Here is a 19,981-nt window from a genome sequence, read left to right as displayed (position 1 = left end):
AGAGCATGGGCGTTGATGTAAACGTCATTTTTCAAATTGCCGGAGTAGGCATCGTCGTGGCCTTTCTCCATACGATTTTAGACCAAATGGGAAAGAAAGAGTACGCTCAGTGGGTGACGCTGCTTGGGTTTATCTACATTTTGTTTATGGTGGCAACCATTGTAGACGATTTGTTTAAAAAGATTAAAGCCGTATTTCTATTTCAAGGATAGGGGAGGGCTTACAAATCGAAATCATACAAATTGTTGGACTTGGTTTAATCGCTACTTTTTTAGCATTAATCGTCAAAGAACAAAAGCCAACCTTCGCCTTTATGCTTGTTGTTTTTACCGGATGTGTCATTTTTCTTTATTTAATTGATCAAATCTATGCCATTATCTCGATGATTGAAAAAATTGCAGCAAGTGCCGGCGTCAATATGAAGTATGTTGAAACCATATTGAAGATTATTGGCATTGCCTATATTGCGGAATTTGGCGCTCAGCTGACGAAGGATGCTGGACAAGGCGCCATTGCATCCAAAATAGAGCTAGGCGGCAAGATTCTCATCTTGGTGATGGCAGTCCCGATTTTAACAGTCATCATTGAGACGATCTTAGGAATGATCCCGTCCATGACGTAAATGAAAAGAGGTGATGACAATGAAACGGGTGACCGCTGTAATGGGATTGATGCTTTTCTTTTGGCTGATTGCTCCGCATGCAGGGGCAGAAGAAAAAGAACCTTTATCTAATGAACAGCCAGCAGCACAGGAAGTGGCGAATGGACAGGCTGATGCACTTGAGCTTCATTCCATCAGTGACTTTTGGGAAACCATTTTGGACGAGTATGGCGGCTTTTTGCCAGAAAGCCAAAAGGGCACAGTGAAGGAAATGATTGACGGCGATAAAGAGCTGTCTCCCCAAACATGGCTGAAAGCCTTTGTACATTATCTGTTTCACGAGGTCATTGCAAACGGAAAGCTTCTAGGTACTCTGATTTTACTCACCATCTTTTGTTCGCTTTTGCAGCTTTTACAAAATGCCTTTGAACAAAGCACCGTCAGCAAAGTCGCATATGCTCTTGTTTATATGGTGCTGATTATTATTGCACTTAACAGCTTTCATGTGGCGATTTCCTATGCCACAGAAGCCATTCAAACGATGACCAGTTTTATTCTTGCTCTTATTCCTCTTTTACTAGCGCTTATTGCTTCATCAGGCGGGCTTGTCTCAGCCGGATTCTTTCATCCCGTTATTATATTTTTAATGAACACGAGCGGTGTTTTCATTCAGTATGTCGTTCTCCCGCTCATCTTTTTATCTGCAATATTGAGCATTATCAGTACGCTGACCGAACAATACAAGGTCACCCAGCTTGCCCAGCTGTTAAGAAATGTGGCAATTGGCGGGCTTGCCGTTTTTTTAACCGTTTTTCTCGGTGTCATTTCCGTTCAGGGTGCATCTGCGGCCGTTACGGATGGAATCGCTCTTCGTACAGCCAAATTCATTACCGGAAACTTCATCCCTGTCCTAGGCAGAATGTTTACAGATGCGACCGATACCGTGATCAGCGCCTCTGTTTTACTCAAAAATACAGTCGGACTAGTTGGGGTCGCCATTTTGATTTCAATTGCCGCTTTCCCGGCGATTAAAGTGCTTTCGTTAGCCCTTATCTATAAGCTTGCTGCTGCCATCCTTCAGCCGTTAGGGGGCGGACCCATCATCAGCTGTCTTGATGTCATTTCAAAAAGTGTGCTGTATATATTTGCCGCACTTGCTGTAGTGTCGCTCATGTTCTTTTTAAGCATTACCGTCATCATCACTGCGGGTAACCTGACCATGATGATGAAGTAAGGAGGGGACACCTTTTGAGTTTTCTCACGGAATGGATCACAAGTATTATTCTTTTTATCTTATTTGCGATTGTTATTGATCTTCTGCTTCCCAATTCGAGCATGCAAAAGTATGCAAAAATGGTCGTCAGCCTGCTGCTCATCGTGGTGATGCTCAATCCGATTTTTGCTTTATTTCGAGCAGATCCTGATCAAATTTTTTCAGAATTGATGAAAGGGAAGGAAGAAGCGCAGTCAGAAGAAATAAAAAATCAGATGAATTTAGAAAAAAAAGAAATACAAGCCTCTCAGCGTGCATATATTTTAAAGCAAATGGCTGTCCAACTAGAAAAAAGCGCAAAGGAGCCACTGGAGAAGGAGAGCTATGTAATGAAACACGTAGAAGTGCTGGCTGATGAGGAGCATCTGGATCAGAATATGGAGGCGGATCAATTTCGCATCAAAGCAGTTCTTTCCCCGCTCACAGGTGATGCTGTAGAAACGGTGGCAAAGGTGGACATTGATCTCTCCAAGCAAAAGGAGGAAAGCGCTGGATCTTCTAGCAAAGAGATCACGAGGGTGAAAGAGACACTTGCTGATGTTTGGAATACGAGTCCTGAGCACATCGCGCTGAACATTGAGGGAGGTGACGCAGCAGATCATGAATAACAAGGACTGGAAACAAAAGCTGAAATCATTCTTCCAGCCGCCTGAAAAAGGTGAAGGGAAACCCAAATTAACGAAGCACCATTACTTGCTGCTTGTATTCATTATCGGCGTATCTTTCATGTTAGTCAGTCAGATCTTGTCACCGCCATCAAGCAAACAACAAGCTGCTGTTCCTGCTTCTAAAAAAACATCCTCAGAAGAGCAGGAGGTATTCAAACCGGCATCCTCAGGTAAACCAAAAAATTCAATTGAGGATGTGGAGCAAGAATACGAAAATCAGCTGAAAGAAATTTTAGAGACCATCATCGGCGTTGAGGATGTATCCATTGTAGTCAATGTAGATGCAACGTCTTTAAAAGTGTTTGAAAAAAACAAATCCAATAAAAGTACAACGACCGAGGAAACAGATAAAGAAGGCGGCATGCGAAGTGTCACCGATCAAACAAAAGAAGAAGAAGTCGTCATCATCAAAAATGGCAATGAAGAAACACCAGTCGTTGTTCAAACGAAAAAACCAGAAATCCGAGGTGTCCTCGTTGTTGCTCAAGGAGTAGACAACGTTCAAATAAAGAAAACCATCATTGAAGCGGTTACACGAGTGCTTGATGTACCGAGCCATAGAGTGGCTGTTGCCCCTAAAAAAATCAAGGAGGATTCGGAATGATGTTAAAAAAACAAACGGTTTGGCTATTAACGATGCTAAGTTTAGTTGTCGTATTAAGTGTGTACTATATCATGTCTCCACAGGGTGAAAATGCAGTGACAGTAGAAGATACGAAATCAAAAGGCACTGAAGAGAAAAAAGTTGAAACAGAAAAAGGGACGGACAAAGGCATGGAAAAAGGAGCTGATAAGAAATCCACTGACAAAGAAACAAACGGCAAACAAGAGGATATCGAAACAAGCGGTGAAGAAGGAAAGGCTGTGTCAGAGCAAACAGACGATGAGCTTTTTACAACATACAGACTAGAGCTTGAAGATAAACGAAGCAAGCAGCGCGAAGAATACAACGAAATTGTCTCCAGTGACGATGCAACAGCACAAGAAAAAAGTGAAGCATACGATCAAATGACAGCGCTCAGTGAAGCAGAAGGAACTGAGCGTCAGCTTGAGACATTGATCAAAACAAAAGGCTATAAAGATGCGCTCGTAAGTGCTGAAGGGGATAAAGTGAGCATCACGGTTCGTTCTGATAAAAAATCAAAATCTCAAGCGGCCGATATTATTGATATGGTCACAAAAGAAATGAGAGGTCTTGATAACGTAGCTGTCACTTTTGAGCCCACTAATCAATAAAAAATGAACTGGCGCCCTTTGCGGAAAAGGGCGTTTTTTGATGCGGCTTGACGCCCTCTCCAAGGTGCTTACGCGAGGCGCTTCACCACAATAGTAGTTGAATTCATCGAAATCCTCCTGTAAGATGGTTATAGTATGTACTTTTAGTACTAGCCTATAATAAAAAGATAAATCCATACATAGGGGTGCAAATCCATGTTAAAAATCGAAGAAATTCATGAACTGATTAAATTAATTGACGACTCTACTATCGATGAGTTTACGTACGAAAACGAAGGTGCAAAAATCAAACTGAAGAAAAACAAAGAAGTCGTTCAGCAAGTTGCGGCACAAGCACCAGTGGCTCCTGTCCAAGCAGCTCCAGCTCAACAAGCTCCTAAAGCACAAGCTCCAGCTCAGACCGAAGCCCCTGCACAAGAGGCAGCTGCGTCTGAAAATCTGCATAAAATCACATCCCCAATGGTTGGCACATTTTATGCTTCCTCTTCACCAGAAGCAGATCCATACGTGACAACAGGTTCCAAGGTGAAGGAAAACACTGTTGTATGTATCGTGGAAGCGATGAAACTGTTTAATGAAATCGAAGCAGAAGTAAAAGGTGAAATCGTCGAAGTATTAGCTGAAAACGGTCAGCTTGTAGAATTCGGACAACCCCTCTTTCTAGTGAAAGCAGAGTAAGGAGTACGATCATGATTAAAAAGCTATTAATTGCAAACAGAGGAGAAATCGCAGTTAGAATTATCCGCGCTTGTAAAGAGCTTGGAATTGAAACTGTTGCGGTATTTTCTGAAGCGGATCGCGATGCGCTGCATGTACAAATGGCTGATGAAGCATATTGCATCGGACCGACTGCTTCTAAAGATAGTTATTTAAATGTCACGAATATTGTCAGCGTAGCAAAATTAACAGGGACAGATGCCATCCATCCAGGATACGGCTTTTTAGCAGAAAATGCAGACTTTGCAGAGCTTTGCGAGGAATGTAATGTAATCTTTGTTGGACCAACTGCGTCAGCGATTTCCAAAATGGGAACGAAAGATGTCGCGCGAGAAACAATGAAGAATGCAGGCGTTCCGATCGTCCCTGGTTCTCAAGGAATTGTAAAAGATCTTGATGATGCTGTTTCAACAGCAGCTAGTATTGGGTATCCTGTGATTATTAAAGCAACTGCAGGCGGAGGCGGTAAAGGGATCCGTGTGGCTCGTACAGAAGAAGAGCTTATTAACGGAGTCACCATCACGCAGCAGGAAGCGGCGCAAAACTTTGGGAACCCTGGTGTCTATTTAGAAAAGTTCATTGAAGACTTTAGACATGTGGAAATCCAAGTGCTTGCAGATCAGCATGGCAATACGATTCATTTAGGAGAGCGTGATTGCTCGATCCAAAGAAGAATGCAAAAGCTTCTTGAAGAAACGCCATCACCAGCACTAAATGCAGACATTCGTGAGCAAATGGGTGAAGCAGCTGTAAAAGCAGCAGAAGCTGTTGAATACACAGGTGCTGGAACAGTCGAATTCATTTATGATTATAATGAAGAGAAGTTCTACTTCATGGAAATGAATACTCGTATTCAAGTAGAGCATCCTGTAACAGAAATGGTCACAGGTGTAGACTTGATCAAAGAACAGATCAAGGTTGCATCAGGTGAGAAGCTTTCTCTTACACAAGAGGATGTCGTATATGAAGGCTGGGCGATCGAATGCCGCATCAATGCAGAGAACCCAGAGAAAAACTTCATGCCTTCAGCTGGTGAAATTAAAATGTATCTTCCGCCAGGCGGTTTAGGTGTACGTGTTGATTCTGCCGCTTATCCGGGCTATGTGATTCCGCCATATTATGACAGCATGATTGCAAAAGTGATCACATATGGTAAGACGAGAGAAGAAGCGATTGCGAAAATGAAACGTGCGCTTCAAGAATTCGTCATTGAAGGAGTCTACACAACGATTCCATTCCACCTTAGATTGCTCGAGCATGAAACATTTGTGAGCGGTAACTTTAATACGAAGTTTTTAGAAACATACCAAATCATGAAATAATCACAGCTTTCGGAGGTGAATGATCGTGTCAGAAAACAATTTGCTTGAAATGAACCTTGATGAAGATCAATTGGGAAAAGTGCAAATTGCACCAGAAGTGATTGAAGTCATTGCTGGGATCGCCGCTTCAGAAGTCGAAGGCATTGCCGAAATGCGCGGCAATTTCGCTGCTGATGTAGCAGAACGCTTTGGTAAGAAAAATCACCGTAAAGGTGTAAAAGTAGATGTCTCTGATGAAGGCATCACAATCGATGTGTATTGTGTGGTTGAATTTGGCCTATCCATTCCAAAGGTATCCACTGCTGTACAAGAAAATATCCGTCAAACCCTTTTGAACATGACTGCCTTAACGATTAATGAAATTAACATTCATGTCGTTGGCATTCAATTTGAAACAAAAGCACCTGAGGCTGAAGTAGATCAAGAAATGTAAAATAGGGTTCAAGTGAAACCAAGGAGGCATTGCCTCTTTGGTTTTTTAAAGCCCATTTTTGAGTAATTTCCGAATATTGATAACGTGACGCGTGGATTGATTCGTTTTTCGTCACAGCTCGCATGGATCTTGGTGCGACCACGGTCAAAATATGTTATGATCTCTGTATGGCTTAACGACAAGCGGATAAAGTGGTTAAAGGAGTAAATAATGAAAAGAAGAACTGCAAGAGAAAAGGCGCTACAAACATTATTTCAAATTGATGTGAGCAATATTGATCCGAAAGAGGCCATTACACATGCGCTGGATGAACAAGAATCAGATCCTTTTTTTGAGGAACTGGTTTTCGGTGTGCTTGAACAAAAGGACAAGCTTGATGATATGATCTCGCAGCATCTAGTGAATTGGAAACTCGATCGTATTGCAAACGTAGACAGAGCCATTTTAAGGGTGTCTGTGTACGAGATGGTGTATCAAGAAGACATCCCAGTTAGTGTCTCAATGAATGAAGCGATTGAGCTCGCCAAATTATTCGGCGATGATAAAGCACCGAAATTTGTAAATGGTGTACTTTCGAACATTAAAAACGACCTAAAGCAGCAATAGGAGGATTCGACATGACAGCAACAATCATCGATGGGAAAGAAACAGCAAAAGAAAAACGTGAACAATTAGCAAAAGAAGTAGAAGAGCTCAAACAAAAAGGAGTCACACCTGGTCTTGCCGTTATTCTAATCGGTGATGATCCGGCTTCACTTTCTTACGTACGCGGGAAGAAAAAAGCAGCAGAAGCAATGGGCATGCACTTTCAGCTTGATCATTTAGATGCTTCTTTAACAGAAGAAGAATTGCTTCAGCTGATTGATCAGTACAATGCGAACGATCAATTCCACGGGATTCTTGTTCAACTTCCACTGCCAAAACATATTTCTGAAAAAGCCGTCATTGAACGTATTTCACCTGAGAAAGATGTAGATGGTTTCCATCCATTAAATATCGGAAAAATGCTGCTTGGAGAAGATACATTCCTACCTTGTACACCAGCAGGCATTGTTGAATTACTGAATAAAACGGGTGTCAGTCTTTCTGGAAAAGAAGTGGTTGTTGTAGGGCGCAGCAATATTGTCGGCAAACCAGTGGGACAATTGCTGTTAAACGAAAACGCAACGGTTACTTACTGCCATTCAAGAACGGCGAATATTTCAGAACATACATTAAAAGCGGACATTTTAGTTGTTGCCGTCGGTCGAGCAAACTTTATAAAAGCTGACCAAATCAAAGAAGGTGCAATTGTCATCGATGTAGGAGTCAATCGTTTAGATACTGGGAAGCTTGTTGGGGATGTTGATTTTGAAGAAGCGAAAGAAAAAGCTTCTTACATTACACCAGTCCCTGGCGGAGTCGGTCCAATGACGATTACGATGCTTGCACATAATACGGTTAAATCAGCAAAACGTACATTAGCATAAGCTTTATCCATTCATCCACCTGCATGCTGCCGGTGGATGAATGTGCGTTTTTGAAGAGGAGGAATACGTCATGAGTGAAAAAGCCTTTGTGACGGTCACAGCCCTTACAAAATACATAAAAAGAAAATTTGATGTTGATCCGCATTTAGAAGATATTTGGATCAAAGGTGAGTTATCCAATGTGAAAATTCATTCAAGAGGTCATGTGTACTTCACCTTAAAAGACGAAAACGCACGCATGCAAGCCGTCATGTTCCAGCGTTCCGCAGCAAAGCTGCCTTTTTCACCAAAAAGCGGAATGAAAGTGTTTGTACGCGGCGGGATTCAAGTATATGAACCAAGCGGTAACTATCAATTATATGCAAAAGAAATGCAGCCTGATGGTGTTGGTGCTCTTCATCTCGCTTATGAAGAGCTGAAGAAAAAGCTGGCAAGTGAAGGCTTATTTGATGCGCGCTATAAAAAACCAATTCCTAAATATCCAGAGGTTGTTGGTGTCATTACATCTCCAACAGGAGCGGCTGTTCGAGATGTCATCACAACGATTAACCGGCGTTATCATCAGGCGAAAATCATTGTGCTTCCGGCGCTTGTCCAAGGTGAAAATGCCATCCGTTCAATCGTAGAGCGGATCAAAGAAGCAAATGAAAAACAGCTCTGTGATGTCTTGATTGTCGGAAGAGGAGGCGGTTCGATCGAAGAACTTTGGGCCTTTAATGAAGAAGCTGTCGCAAGAGCGATCTTCGCATCAGACATTCCAATCATTTCTGCAGTGGGGCACGAAACGGACTTTACGATCAGTGATTTCACTGCAGACATGAGAGCACCCACACCAACAGGAGCAGCCGAGCTCGCTGTTCCAAGCACAGCCGATTTAATAGAACGAATCAAATCCATCGACATTCGGCTTACAAGGGCCGTGAAGAATCGAACATCACAAGCGAAAGACCGTCTTGTGGCGCTGCAATCCTCTTATGCCTTCCGTTTTCCAAAACGATTGCAGGAGCAAAAAGAGCAGCAATTCGATTTGGTATTTGACCGTTTTCAAAAACAGCTGACGAGACAAATAGAACAAAAACGCAGTCAACTAGACCGCCAGACATACAGGCTGAAGCCGCTTCATCCAAAAGAGCAGCTGCTTCAGGCGAAAAAACGCCATGCCAATGAAACAGAACAGCTCATCCGCAGCATGAATGTGCAAATGAAAACAATTCATTCGCAGTTCCAATCTGTTCTTGGTAAACTAAATGCATTAAATCCACTTCAAGTGATGGAAAGAGGCTACAGTTTAGCCTATAAAGACGATGAACTGATTAAAAGTGTGAACCAAGTCGATACGAAGGATCAATTGGCTATCACCATGAAGGATGGACGTCTGATTTGTGAGGTTATTGAGAAGGAGGGGCAATCATCATGACAGAATCAAATAAACAAAAAGAAGAACAAATGACATTTGAAGAAGCGATGAAAGGTCTTGAGGAGATCGTTGGGAAGCTCGAAGAAGGAGATGTACCACTTGAGCAAGCCATTCATTATTTCCAAGAAGGCATGACACTTTCAAAGCTTTGCCATGAAAAATTACAGCACGTTGAAAAGCAGATGGATTTCATTTTAAAAGAGGACGGTGAGCTGGCTCCTTTCTCAGTGAAGGAGGCAGATGCTGGTGACAAGTAATTTGCAGGATTTTTTAACAACACGAAAACAGGCCATTGAAGAGTATTTATTTACATATGTTCAGGAATTGAAGATTCCAGAAGAACTAAAATCTTCGATGCTTTACTCTCTTGAAGCTGGAGGGAAAAGACTTCGCCCTGTTCTCGTTCTTGCTTTATTACATGCTTACGGAAAAAACGAAGAAGATGGCATACCGGTTGGCTGTGCTGTAGAAATGATTCATACGTATTCATTGATACATGACGACCTTCCTTGTATGGACGATGATGACCTTCGCAGAGGAAAGCCGACCAACCATAAAGTATACGGGGAAGCAACAGCGGTTCTCGCTGGTGATGCACTTTTAACGGAAAGCTTTCGCCTGATTACATCGCAGCTATCTAGCAGCGTCTCTCCTGACCAAAAGCTTAGAATCGTAGATGAGCTTGTGCGGTCAGCAGGTGCACTAGGAATGGTTGGCGGTCAATTTGATGACATGGAAGCAGAGCAAAAACAAGTCCCGCTTGCTGAACTAGAATCCATTCATGCCCGGAAAACAGGAAAGCTTCTCACATTCAGCGTCACAGCAGGTGCAATGCTGGCAGGAGCATCAGATGACGATATCGAAAAACTAAGAGAATTCAGCTATCATATTGGCATTGCTTTTCAAATTCGTGATGACATTTTAGACCTCGAAGGAAGCGAAGAAAAAATAGGAAAACGGGTCGGCTCTGATACAGCGAATGAAAAGTCGACATATCCTTCTTTATTAACGCTTTCAGGAGCAAAAGAAAAGCTGCACGAGCACATCACACGTGCAAAAGAAATTGTCTCAAATCTTGAATTAGAGCAGCAATTGCTGCATGAGTTATGTGATCTGATCGCCTCAAGAGATCATTAAAAACAGCCTAGATTTGAGGGTCTTCGAGCAATTGTGGTAAACTGTAAACAGTTTATCATGATGAGACAACTCTTATTCCCGCTTGGTTTTCATAGGAATAAGGCATTATATATGTAGATAGAAATTTTGTTGAAAGCGAGTTGATCCTGATTGGATCTTTTATCAATAAAAAATCCAACGTTTCTAAAAGGAATGTCAAATGCAGAATTAGAGGAGTTTAGTGCTGACATTCGCATGTTTTTAATTGAGTCCTTGGCTAACTCTGGCGGGCATATCGGTCCGAACCTGGGTGTCGTTGAACTCACGGTTGCCCTTCATAAAGTATTTGACAGCCCGAAAGACAAATTCCTTTGGGATGTTGGACATCAGTCTTATGTTCACAAGCTGTTAACTGGAAGAGGGGCGGAGTTTGATACACTTCGTCAATATAAAGGACTTTGCGGTTTTCCTAAACGAAATGAAAGTGAGCATGATGTTTGGGAAACAGGCCACAGCTCAACGTCATTATCTGGCGCGATGGGTATGGCGGCCGCGCGGGATATTAAAGGGACAGATGAATATATCCTGCCGATTATTGGAGACGGTGCATTAACCGGAGGTATGGCGCTTGAAGCTCTGAATCATATCGGTGATGAAAAGAAAGACATGATCGTCATCTTAAACGATAATGAAATGAGTATTGCACCAAACGTCGGTGCAATTCACACCATGCTTGGCAGACTGCGCACAGCAGGCAAGTACCAATGGGTAAAGGACGAGCTCGAATATTTATTCAAGCGGATCCCAGCTGTAGGCGGAAAGCTTGCTGCCACAGCAGAGCGTATTAAAGACAGCCTCAAGTATTTACTAGTGTCTGGCATGTTCTTTGAGGAAATGGGATTCACTTACTTAGGTCCTGTTGATGGACATTCTTATGAAGATCTTTTTGAAAACCTTGAATATGCAAAGAAAACAAAAGGTCCTGTCCTGCTGCATGTCATCACGAAAAAAGGAAAAGGCTATCAGCCGGCAGAATCCGATAAAATCGGGACTTGGCACGGCACAGGTCCATACAAAATTGATACAGGTGATTTTGTAAAACCAGCAGCTGCTGCACCGTCATGGAGTGGTCTTGTCAGTGAAACAGTCAGAAAGCTTGCGCGGAAAGATGAGCGAATTGTGGCCATCACGCCTGCGATGCCTGTTGGCTCAAAACTCGAAGGCTTTGCAAAGGAATTTCCAGAGCGAATGTTTGATGTAGGAATTGCTGAGCAGCATGCAGCCACAATGGCAGCTGGGCTTGCGACGCAGGATATGAAGCCATTTTTAGCGATCTATTCAACATTCCTGCAAAGAGCTTATGATCAAGTGCTGCATGATATTTGCCGCCAAAACCTCAATGTATTTATCGGAATTGACCGTGCGGGTCTTGTCGGTGCAGATGGAGAAACGCATCAAGGTGTGTTTGATATTGCCTTCATGCGTCATATGCCGAATATGGTGCTCATGATGCCGAAGGATGAAAATGAAGGCCAGCACATGGTCAATACAGCCATTCAGTATGATGACGGTCCTATTGCCATGCGTTTCCCACGCGGAAATGGTCTTGGCGTGAAAATGGATGAACAGCTGAAAACCATTCCGATTGGGTCCTGGGAGGTTCTTCGTCCAGGGAAGGATGCCGTCATTTTAACATTCGGTACGACGATTAAAATGGCGCTGCAAGCAGCTGAGGAGCTTCAAAAAGAAGGGAAATCAATTCGTGTCGTCAACGCTCGGTTTATTAAGCCGCTTGATGAAGCGATGCTACATGACATTCTTTCTGAAGGGATTCCGATTTTAACGATTGAAGAAGCTGTGCTTCAAGGCGGGTTTGGCAGTAGCGTATTAGAATATTTACACGACAAGAAAGCATCACATATCAAAGTAGAACGTATGGGTATCCCAGATCAATTTATTGAGCATGGAAGTGTTGATGCCCTGCTTGAAGAAATTGGACTGACGAAAGCACAGGTTGCTGAGACTTTACGTGACCTGCTTCCAGCAGCACCAAGAAAAGGAATTGGATCATGACATCAAAGAAAGAACGACTTGACGTTTTATTAGTCGAACAAGGACTAATGGAAACAAGAGAGAAAGCAAAGCGTGCCATCATGGCAGGGATCGTTTACTCAAATGAAACCCGTTTGGATAAACCAGGCGAGAAAATTGCTCGTGATACGCCGCTTACAGTGAAGGGGAACCCTCTCAAATACGTAAGCCGCGGCGGGTTAAAGCTTGAAAAAGCGCTTAAAGAATTTGATCTGACAGTTGAAGGGAAATTGCTGATTGATATTGGCTCATCAACAGGCGGATTTACAGATTGTGCTCTTCAAAATGGAGCAGTCAAATCATATGCTGTAGACGTTGGCTACAATCAGCTTGCGTGGAAATTAAGGCAGGATGACAGGGTTATCGTCATGGAGCGCACCAATTTCCGCCATTCCGTTCCAGCTGATTTTACTGAAGGATTGCCAGAAGTGGCATCGATTGATGTATCTTTTATCTCACTCAAACTCATTCTGCCGGCTTTAAAGCATATTCTTGTACCGGGTGGTGACTGTATTGCGCTCGTCAAGCCTCAATTTGAGGCAGGCAGAGAGCTTGTTGGGAAAAAAGGCATCGTGCGTGAGCCGTCTGTCCACCTTGGTGTACTTGAAGAGATGAATCAATTTGCTGCAAAAGAAGGCTATGATGTAAAGGATGTATCATTTTCGCCTATCACTGGTGGAGATGGAAATATTGAATTTCTGCTTCATTTAGTGCTTCATCCTGATCAAGAAGGAAATGCGGCACTTCCTGCTTCAGAACTTGAGAAGGTCGTGAAGGAAGCCCATTCCGTATTGAAAGAAAAGAAAAACAGCCCTGAGCCGGCTGACACATGAGATGATTGATACAAAAGGAATAATAGCTCGCTATTATTCCTTTTCAGATTGTTGACAAAGGGTTAAAATGATTTTTATTTTAGCCCTTTGTCTTCTTTTCAGCGTGATAGAAAACCTTTGAAGTCTAGGAAGTTCGAGCACTGGAGCGGAGCGAATTTGACATTCGTGAGCACCAGCGCGCAGGACTGACACCGAATGCGAGGGTTTGTCTACACGCTGAAAGGAATAATAGCTCGCTATTATTCCTTTTTACATGGTCAAAAGACAAGAATTGGCCGTATCTCACGTAATGCTTGTTTTTTGAAGTGTGCATCATATAACATAGAACGTAAAGACAAACTGAGAATGAAACGCCTAGGGGGGTCAAATATGAATAAAGGTCAAAGGCATATTAAAATAAGAGAAATCATTGCAAGCCAAGAAATTGAAACACAAGATGAATTGGTCGATATTTTGAAAGCCGATGGATATAACATCACACAAGCGACCGTTTCTAGGGATATTAAAGAGTTGCATTTAGTGAAAGTTCCGACGAACAATGGAACATATAAATACAGTCTTCCTGCAGATCAGCGGTTTAACCCGCTGTCAAAGCTGAAGCGGTCCCTAATGGATGCATTTATTAAAATGGATGCTGCCAGTCATTTAATTGTTCTGAAAACAATGCCGGGTAATGCTCAGGCGATTGGTGCTTTAATGGATAATTTAGATTGGGAAGAAATTATGGGAACGATTTGCGGGGATGATACGATTTTAATCATTTGCCGCACCCCAGATGATACAGAGACAGTTTCGAGCAAAATTTTAGAGCTTCTATAAAGAATCAGGTTTACTAAAAGAGGTGTCAAATGAGTGTTAGCAGAACTAACCATTAAAAACTTTGCAATCATTGAAGAGTTAACGGTTTCATTTGAAAAAGGACTCACGGTTCTAACGGGGGAAACAGGTGCCGGAAAATCCATCATGATTGACGCTGTCTCACTTCTCGTGGGAGGAAGAGGATCCTCTGAATTTGTCCGCTACGGTGAAAAAAAGGCAGAGCTGGAAGGGCTTTTTCTTGTACCAGCCGATCACCCTGTATTTGCTCTATGCGAAGAGCAGGGAATTGACGCATCAGATGAAATGATGATCCTCCGCCGTGATATTAATAACAGCGGGAAAAGCATTTGCCGGATTAATGGAAAGCTTGTCACCATCTCACTTTTACGGGAAGTAGGACGGCTTTTGCTTGATATACATGGACAGCACGATAACCAGCTGCTCATGGAAGATGAAAATCATCTGCATTTGCTCGATCAATTTGGAGCAGAAGACATTGCACCGGCTCTCTTGCAGTATCAAGAAGCATATGATCAATATATGAAGACGGCCCAAAAGCTAAGGCAGCTGTCTGAGAATGAGCAGGAAATGGTGCACCGCTTAGATTTACTGCAATTTCAGCTAGAGGAGATTGAGGCGGCACAATTAGAGCCGGGAGAAGATGAGAAGCTTCAGGAAGAACGTCATCAAATCAGCAACTACGAAAAAATCTATTCCTCACTCCAAAACGCGTATAACGCCTTGCGTAATGAGCAAGGAGGGCTAGATTGGGTTGGTATGTCCTCAAGCGAGCTTGATCAGGTGTCTGAGATCAACGATGATTTGAAAAAGCTATCTGAACAAGTGTCGAACTCCTACTACTTATTAGAGGATTCAACCTTCCAAATGCGGAGCATGCTGGATCAATTAGAATTCGATCCGGCTCGTCTTGATTTTATTGAATCCAGGCTGAATGAAATGAAGCAGCTAAAACGAAAATACGGCACAACCGTTGAGGAAATTTTGGAGTATGCGGCGAAGATTGAAGAAGAAATAGATCAAATCCAAAATCGAGACAGCCATCTGCAGACGCTCAAAAATAAATTAGATGCGATGAGCCGTGATGCCCTGCTCGAAGCACTTAACGTTTCGGAGCTGCGTAAAAAATGGGCCAAAAAGCTAGCGAAGCAAATTCAAACAGAGCTCAAGGATTTGTATATGGAGAAGTCATCATTTGACACAGCTTTTTCTGTTCGATATGCGCCATTTGGCAGCACCGATTGTCCGCTATTAGACGGAAAACCTGTCCAGCTCGGGAAAAATGGAATCGACCAAGCACAATTTGTCATTTCTACAAATACAGGCGAACCGATGAAATCTTTATCGAAAGTAGCCTCAGGTGGAGAAATTTCACGTGTCATGCTCGCTGTGAAGAGTATTTTCTCAGCTAAACAAGACGTCACATCCATTATTTTCGATGAAGTTGATACAGGCGTCAGCGGCAGAGTGGCACAAGCCATTGCTGAGAAAATTTACAAAGTTGCGTCTGGATCACAAGTGCTCTGTATTACACATCTGCCTCAAGTAGCCGCAATGGCTGACACACATCTCTTCATTTCGAAACGCTCGAAAGCGGGCAGAACACTGACGAGTGTCAAACCATTAAGTCATGAAGAAAAAGTAAGTGAAATTGGCCGGATGATTGCCGGTGTGGAAGTGACTGAGCTGACAAAACAGCATGCAAAAGAACTATTGCACCAAGCAAATGATGTCAAAACAACAGGGTAGCTGAATCATCAGCTGCCTTTTTTATATGTTGTGTAAAAGCCGGCGTATATACCCATAAAATCGTCTTTTTCTTTTATCAATTTATCCAATCATTTTCTAAAGCTGCCGGTTATAAATCCTCTCGAAGAAGGCAAAAGTAAAGATGTAGCCAAAACATGAGTGTTCTGGTGTGGGTAAGGAGCGAGGAGAGTGAAAAATGAATGCCCGAAAAGATGAGAAAAGCCATTGGTGTGATTCTCCTTGTTTCTTTAATAAGTACAGGGTTTATGAGCATAGTGAAGGAATACATCAGCATTCCAACAAATGTTGCAGTATTTGAAAAACAGAAGCACTCAATTGACACATCGATTGAAGCGTCAGCCAATGCTTCTTCACCAGCCTTTAGCCTTTCAGAGAAAAAGAATCAGCTGGATATTACAGGACAAAAGGCGGGAAAAGCCGAAATTGTTTATGATTTTAAAGGATTTCCTATTAAGAAAACAAAAGTTGACGTTCTCCCTGAATTAAAAGTCATTCCTGGAGGTCAATCCATTGGCGTCAAGCTCCACTCTGTAGGAGTTCTCGTTGTAGGTTTTCATCAAATCACAACAGCAGACGGCAAAAAATCACCAGGTGAAGCCGCAGGCATTCAATCAGGGGATATGATCATTGAAATCAATGGTCAAAAAATGGAGAAAATGAATGACCTCACCCCATTTATTCAGAAAGCAGGGAAAACGGGTGAAACGCTTCGTTTGCTCATAAAGAGAGATCATAAAACCTTTCAAACAACATTAACACCCGCAAAAGATGCAAGTGAAGGCATCTATCGAATTGGTCTTTACATTCGTGATTCTGCAGCAGGAATCGGCACGATGACCTTTTTCGAACCTTCATCTAAAAAATATGGTGCCCTTGGGCATGTGATTTCTGACATGGATACAAAAAAACCAATTGTTGTCGACAATGGTGAAATTGTTAGATCAACCGTGACATCGATTGAAAAAGGCACAGGAGGCAATCCTGGAGAAAAATTGGCGAGATTCTCTTCCGAAAGAAAAACAATAGGAGATATCTCCCGCAACAGCCCTTTTGGTATCTTTGGTACGTTAACCGAAAAGCTTGAAAATCATGTAGCAGATAAACCACTTCCAGTCGCTTTATCAAATGAAGTAAAAGAAGGCCCAGCAGAAATTTTAACCGTTGTGGATCATGATAAAGTGGAGAAGTTTGATATTAAAATCGTCAGCACAACACCGCAGAAATTCCCAGCAACTAAAGGAATGGTATTGAAGGTAACAGATGAGCGGCTCTTAAGCAAAACGGGCGGAATCGTCCAAGGAATGAGCGGAAGCCCCATCATCCAAAATGGCAAAGTCATTGGAGCTGTCACACACGTATTCGTCAATGATCCGACTAGCGGGTACGGCGTACACATTGAATGGATGCTGTCAGAAGCAGGAATCGACCTTTATCAAAAAAACAAAAAAGCAAGCTGATCATCAAACTGCCGTGAATCTTCCGGCAGTTTTTTTCTACCCTTTCTTTCTCTTCCATCATGTTATAAAATAAGGAAAAAGAGATTTTTCGACAAAATGGAAAAAAGCATGTTGTCAAATTGCAATAATCGTCGATTCGTTAAGAAAAACGTAGAAAAAGCTAGATAATGCTCTATTATTCGGAAAATTAAAGTTTTTTAAAGGGGATAGCATGGTTTTGTCGAATTGAACACTCAGAAGAGAAATGCAAAAGACTAAAGGAATCGACATTGGGGAGGAAAGAACGTGGAGAAAATTAAAGTGTGTGTAGCTGATGACAATCGAGAGCTTGTTGGCCTTTTGACAGAGTATATTGAGGGACAGGAAGATATGGAAGTACTTGGCGTGGCGTATAATGGTCAGGAGTGCCTGACATTATTTAAAGATAAAGAGCCCGACGTTCTCCTCTTAGACATTATTATGCCTCATTTAGACGGTCTTGCTGTACTAGAACGCCTCCGTGAAAACAATGAAATGACAAAACAGCCAAGTGTGATTATGCTAACGGCATTTGGACAAGAAGATGTCACGAAAAAAGCAGTTGATTTGGGCGCATCCTATTTCATTTTAAAGCCATTTGATATGGAAAACCTAGTAGGTCATATTCGTCAAGTCAGTGGAAACGGCACACAAGTTACCCATCGCTCTTCATCAATCCAAAACAGTGTTCTTCGTAACAAACCTGAACCGAAACGTAAAAACTTAGATGCGAGCATTACGACCATTATTCATGAGATTGGCGTGCCCGCTCATATTAAAGGCTATTTATACTTAAGAGAAGCAATTTCTATGGTGTACAATGACATTGAGCTTCTCGGAAGCATCACTAAAGTGTTGTACCCAGACATTGCAAAGAAATTTAACACGACTGCCAGCAGGGTAGAACGAGCGATTCGTCATGCCATTGAAGTCGCTTGGAGCAGAGGAAACATTGATTCCATTTCCTCACTCTTTGGTTATACTGTCAGCATGTCAAAAGCGAAGCCAACCAATTCAGAATTTATTGCCATGGTAGCTGATCGTTTGCGATTAGAGCATAGAGCAAGCTAGTATCTTTTTCATGAAAAAACGTTTCTTCATTGAGACGTTTTTTTATTTTGAAACATGTTGTCAAAAATTGGTTAGGTTGATAAAATCATCTTAATGTTTAAATTGGACAAACGGGCTGCTTTATTTTCAGAATAAAATGAAAAATAAAGCATGAAAAAAATAAAAAAGACATAAAGTAGTGGTAATCAGCTGCGCCAATCGATCATGAAGTCTTCAAAATAGAAGAAGAAAACGCTCATTCGTAAGAAAAAGGATGAGAGGAAAAGGTCTCATGGATTTGGTAATTAAAGCAAACGAGATCGAAAGTTCTATTTCTATTGACCTGATTGGTTGGCGTTTTAAAGTCACTGGCTTCTTAGAGATTGTGCCATTTGAACTGAATATTCCCATTGTCGAATTTAATAATTTTCACATTCTTTTACTATGCTATAATAATGAAAAGAAGAGGGTGAGGTTATGGGAAAGCTGAAAATCCACTCTGCTGAGGTTGCGAACGAAATTAGCAAGTGGACGAGGGTCATTTCTCAGAATGACTTAGAAAAATCTGCTGTCTATAAAGAGAAAATTCAGAATTTGCTAAAAAATACAGATGAAGACCGTGAAGTTCTCCTTTATTATCAGCTTGTTGACGGCAGACATGAAATGTTACTTGGAAATATCGAAAAAGCCAATCAAATTATGAAAAGTGTCGGAACGCTCGATGAGAAGGCAGATGACATTATTAATTTTTATTTTTACTTTTACAAAGGCCAATATGCTGCATATGTGAAAAAGTATGATGAAGCCATTAGCTTTTATAAAATTGCAGAACAGCGGCTAAAACGTGTGAATGAAGACCTGGAAGTAGGAACTTTTCACCATAAGGTTGCTTCGATCTATTACGAACTGAAACAAAATTTCATATCCATTAATCATATTAAAAAAGCCATCGATACATTCAAAGCGCATGAAGAGTACACAGCGCAGGCGATTGACAGCTTAATTTTACATGCAAGTAATTGCATTGATTTGTTCCAATTCGATGAAGCAGAGAAAAAGTATAAAGAAGCTCTTGAGAAAAGTAAGCGCATTAACAATGAAGTGCTGATTGGGAAATGCTATCACAATTTAGCGGTTCTTTATTATGCAAAGCATGATTATGAAAAAAGCGCACATTATGCCAAAAAAGGAATGGGCATTCAAATTCATCGTGACAATAGCCATTATTACATCCAATCTTTATATGTTCTGGCCAATGCCTTGGTTCATTTAGGAGATCAAGAGGCGAGGGAATATATTAAAGAGGGTATTTTGTATAGTTGCGATATCCAAAATAATGAATATATAGTAAAATTTGAAATTTTGGATTTGATGTGCGAGAATAGTGGGGCAGCAGACGTATTCTCAGAAAAATTAGACTACATAGAAAAAAATAGATTATATGTGGAGCTTGAGGATTTGTCTGAACAAATATCGAAATACTTCAAGGAACGAAATGATTATCAAAATGCCATTCGTTTTCTTGAAAAGAAATTCGATGCACAAATACTTCAAAAGAAAGTGGAGGTTATCTTATGAAAAAGTTGTTGTTAGGTGTAACCGTTGTTACAGCAGTCGCAGTTGTTTCTTCCCTTTTTGCTCTTGACGCAGAGACGACAGAGCAAGCCATCAGA

22 protein-coding genes are annotated in these 19,981 nt (G+C 41.7%); all 22 read left to right on the top strand.

Annotated elements, in window-relative coordinates:
* The first annotated feature begins 5 nt into the window (after positions 1-5).
* Complete coding sequence (gene spoIIIAC / locus H7F25_RS09925) at positions 6-212, top strand: stage III sporulation protein AC (protein WP_003153142.1); 207 nt, start codon at positions 6-8, stop codon at positions 210-212.
* Entirely contained in the window at positions 209-622 is a 414-nt protein-coding gene (gene spoIIIAD / locus H7F25_RS09920; protein WP_087978339.1) for a stage III sporulation protein AD, read from the top strand. The genes spoIIIAC and spoIIIAD overlap by 4 nt, the downstream gene beginning before the upstream one ends.
* A gap of 19 nt (positions 623-641) precedes the next feature.
* Complete coding sequence (spoIIIAE, locus tag H7F25_RS09915) at positions 642-1,835, top strand: stage III sporulation protein AE (protein ID WP_024422950.1); 1,194 nt, start codon at positions 642-644, stop codon at positions 1,833-1,835.
* A 14-nt stretch (positions 1,836-1,849) separates the two neighbouring features.
* Positions 1,850-2,482: a stage III sporulation protein AF gene (gene spoIIIAF, locus H7F25_RS09910; protein WP_024422949.1), complete on the top strand. Its 633-nt coding sequence runs from the start codon at positions 1,850-1,852 to the stop codon at positions 2,480-2,482.
* A complete protein-coding gene (gene spoIIIAG, locus H7F25_RS09905) occupies positions 2,475-3,146 on the top strand; it encodes a stage III sporulation protein AG (protein WP_185853681.1) in 672 nt (223 codons plus the stop codon). Before spoIIIAF ends, spoIIIAG begins: the two co-directional genes overlap by 8 nt.
* The gene (locus tag H7F25_RS09900) at positions 3,146-3,778 is read left to right on the top strand and encodes a SpoIIIAH-like family protein (RefSeq protein WP_024428006.1); all 633 of its coding nucleotides are present in this window, start codon (positions 3,146-3,148) and stop codon (positions 3,776-3,778) included. The genes spoIIIAG and H7F25_RS09900 overlap by 1 nt, the downstream gene beginning before the upstream one ends.
* A gap of 195 nt (positions 3,779-3,973) precedes the next feature.
* Positions 3,974-4,456, top strand: a complete 483-nt coding sequence (gene accB / locus H7F25_RS09895) for an acetyl-CoA carboxylase biotin carboxyl carrier protein (RefSeq protein ID WP_024428007.1) — start codon at positions 3,974-3,976, stop codon at positions 4,454-4,456.
* 11 nt (positions 4,457-4,467) lie between these two features.
* The gene (gene accC / locus H7F25_RS09890; protein ID WP_024422945.1) at positions 4,468-5,817 is read left to right on the top strand and encodes an acetyl-CoA carboxylase biotin carboxylase subunit; all 1,350 of its coding nucleotides are present in this window, start codon (positions 4,468-4,470) and stop codon (positions 5,815-5,817) included.
* Between the two features lie 25 nt (positions 5,818-5,842).
* A complete protein-coding gene (locus H7F25_RS09885; RefSeq protein WP_024422944.1) occupies positions 5,843-6,250 on the top strand; it encodes an Asp23/Gls24 family envelope stress response protein in 408 nt (135 codons plus the stop codon).
* A gap of 210 nt (positions 6,251-6,460) precedes the next feature.
* Positions 6,461-6,856: a transcription antitermination factor NusB gene (gene nusB, locus H7F25_RS09880; protein ID WP_185853680.1), complete on the top strand. Its 396-nt coding sequence runs from the start codon at positions 6,461-6,463 to the stop codon at positions 6,854-6,856.
* 11 nt (positions 6,857-6,867) lie between these two features.
* Positions 6,868-7,719 carry a bifunctional methylenetetrahydrofolate dehydrogenase/methenyltetrahydrofolate cyclohydrolase FolD gene (gene folD / locus H7F25_RS09875; RefSeq protein WP_024422943.1) on the top strand — a complete coding sequence of 284 codons (852 nt, stop codon included), beginning with the start codon at positions 6,868-6,870 and terminating at the stop codon, positions 7,717-7,719.
* A gap of 70 nt (positions 7,720-7,789) precedes the next feature.
* Positions 7,790-9,136 carry an exodeoxyribonuclease VII large subunit gene (gene xseA, locus H7F25_RS09870; protein ID WP_185853679.1) on the top strand — a complete coding sequence of 449 codons (1,347 nt, stop codon included), beginning with the start codon at positions 7,790-7,792 and terminating at the stop codon, positions 9,134-9,136.
* On the top strand, positions 9,133-9,393 hold the full coding sequence (locus H7F25_RS09865; RefSeq protein ID WP_003215880.1) for an exodeoxyribonuclease VII small subunit: 261 nt from the start codon (positions 9,133-9,135) through the stop codon (positions 9,391-9,393). Before xseA ends, H7F25_RS09865 begins: the two co-directional genes overlap by 4 nt.
* Entirely contained in the window at positions 9,377-10,273 is an 897-nt protein-coding gene (locus tag H7F25_RS09860; protein WP_198422863.1) for a polyprenyl synthetase family protein, read from the top strand. Before H7F25_RS09865 ends, H7F25_RS09860 begins: the two co-directional genes overlap by 17 nt.
* A 150-nt stretch (positions 10,274-10,423) precedes the next feature.
* On the top strand, positions 10,424-12,325 hold the full coding sequence (gene dxs / locus H7F25_RS09855; protein ID WP_185853678.1) for a 1-deoxy-D-xylulose-5-phosphate synthase: 1,902 nt from the start codon (positions 10,424-10,426) through the stop codon (positions 12,323-12,325).
* Positions 12,322-13,176 (top strand): TlyA family RNA methyltransferase, encoded by an 855-nt coding sequence (locus H7F25_RS09850; RefSeq protein WP_044334062.1) that lies wholly within the window; start codon positions 12,322-12,324, stop codon positions 13,174-13,176. Before dxs ends, H7F25_RS09850 begins: the two co-directional genes overlap by 4 nt.
* Before the next feature lie 369 nt (positions 13,177-13,545).
* Positions 13,546-13,995 carry a transcriptional regulator AhrC/ArgR gene (ahrC, locus tag H7F25_RS09845; protein WP_024422938.1) on the top strand — a complete coding sequence of 150 codons (450 nt, stop codon included), beginning with the start codon at positions 13,546-13,548 and terminating at the stop codon, positions 13,993-13,995.
* 33 nt (positions 13,996-14,028) lie between these two features.
* Entirely contained in the window at positions 14,029-15,762 is a 1,734-nt protein-coding gene (gene recN / locus H7F25_RS09840) for a DNA repair protein RecN (RefSeq protein ID WP_024428012.1), read from the top strand.
* Between the two features lie 200 nt (positions 15,763-15,962).
* Positions 15,963-17,240, top strand: a complete 1,278-nt coding sequence (gene spoIVB / locus H7F25_RS09835) for a SpoIVB peptidase (RefSeq protein ID WP_025092993.1) — start codon at positions 15,963-15,965, stop codon at positions 17,238-17,240.
* A gap of 285 nt (positions 17,241-17,525) precedes the next feature.
* A complete protein-coding gene (spo0A, locus tag H7F25_RS09830; RefSeq protein ID WP_024422935.1) occupies positions 17,526-18,329 on the top strand; it encodes a sporulation transcription factor Spo0A in 804 nt (267 codons plus the stop codon).
* 271 nt (positions 18,330-18,600) lie between these two features.
* Positions 18,601-18,798 carry a hypothetical protein gene (locus tag H7F25_RS09825; RefSeq protein ID WP_024422934.1) on the top strand — a complete coding sequence of 66 codons (198 nt, stop codon included), beginning with the start codon at positions 18,601-18,603 and terminating at the stop codon, positions 18,796-18,798.
* On the top strand, positions 18,786-19,886 hold the full coding sequence (locus H7F25_RS09820; protein WP_024422933.1) for a Rap family tetratricopeptide repeat protein: 1,101 nt from the start codon (positions 18,786-18,788) through the stop codon (positions 19,884-19,886). The genes H7F25_RS09825 and H7F25_RS09820 overlap by 13 nt, the downstream gene beginning before the upstream one ends.
* The last annotated feature ends 95 nt before the right edge of the window (positions 19,887-19,981 follow it).

Source organism: Bacillus sp. PAMC28571 (genome assembly GCF_014250435.1).
Classification (GTDB): Bacteria; Bacillota; Bacilli; order Bacillales; family Bacillaceae; genus Bacillus; species Bacillus safensis.
The sequence above is the reverse complement of the archived record's forward strand: the minus strand, read 5'-3'. Positions and strand labels throughout refer to the sequence as shown.

What these genes read in the sequence shown, in the direction of transcription:
- H7F25_RS09860 (WP_198422863.1), top strand. Translation starts at nt 9,377, where the DNA reads ATGCTGGTGACAAGTAATTTGCAGGATTTTTTAACAACACGAAAACAG.
- xseA (WP_185853679.1), top strand. Translation starts at nt 7,790, where the DNA reads ATGAGTGAAAAAGCCTTTGTGACGGTCACAGCCCTTACAAAATACATA.
- H7F25_RS09850 (WP_044334062.1), top strand. Translation starts at nt 12,322, where the DNA reads ATGACATCAAAGAAAGAACGACTTGACGTTTTATTAGTCGAACAAGGA.
- nusB (WP_185853680.1), top strand. Translation starts at nt 6,461, where the DNA reads ATGAAAAGAAGAACTGCAAGAGAAAAGGCGCTACAAACATTATTTCAA.
- H7F25_RS09865 (WP_003215880.1), top strand. Translation starts at nt 9,133, where the DNA reads ATGACAGAATCAAATAAACAAAAAGAAGAACAAATGACATTTGAAGAA.
- folD (WP_024422943.1), top strand. Translation starts at nt 6,868, where the DNA reads ATGACAGCAACAATCATCGATGGGAAAGAAACAGCAAAAGAAAAACGT.
- spoIIIAE (WP_024422950.1), top strand. Translation starts at nt 642, where the DNA reads ATGAAACGGGTGACCGCTGTAATGGGATTGATGCTTTTCTTTTGGCTG.
- accC (WP_024422945.1), top strand. Translation starts at nt 4,468, where the DNA reads ATGATTAAAAAGCTATTAATTGCAAACAGAGGAGAAATCGCAGTTAGA.
- spoIVB (WP_025092993.1), top strand. Translation starts at nt 15,963, where the DNA reads ATGCCCGAAAAGATGAGAAAAGCCATTGGTGTGATTCTCCTTGTTTCT.
- spoIIIAC (WP_003153142.1), top strand. Translation starts at nt 6, where the DNA reads ATGGGCGTTGATGTAAACGTCATTTTTCAAATTGCCGGAGTAGGCATC.
- H7F25_RS09825 (WP_024422934.1), top strand. Translation starts at nt 18,601, where the DNA reads ATGGATTTGGTAATTAAAGCAAACGAGATCGAAAGTTCTATTTCTATT.
- H7F25_RS09820 (WP_024422933.1), top strand. Translation starts at nt 18,786, where the DNA reads ATGGGAAAGCTGAAAATCCACTCTGCTGAGGTTGCGAACGAAATTAGC.
- accB (WP_024428007.1), top strand. Translation starts at nt 3,974, where the DNA reads ATGTTAAAAATCGAAGAAATTCATGAACTGATTAAATTAATTGACGAC.
- ahrC (WP_024422938.1), top strand. Translation starts at nt 13,546, where the DNA reads ATGAATAAAGGTCAAAGGCATATTAAAATAAGAGAAATCATTGCAAGC.
- H7F25_RS09900 (WP_024428006.1), top strand. Translation starts at nt 3,146, where the DNA reads ATGTTAAAAAAACAAACGGTTTGGCTATTAACGATGCTAAGTTTAGTT.
- spoIIIAG (WP_185853681.1), top strand. Translation starts at nt 2,475, where the DNA reads ATGAATAACAAGGACTGGAAACAAAAGCTGAAATCATTCTTCCAGCCG.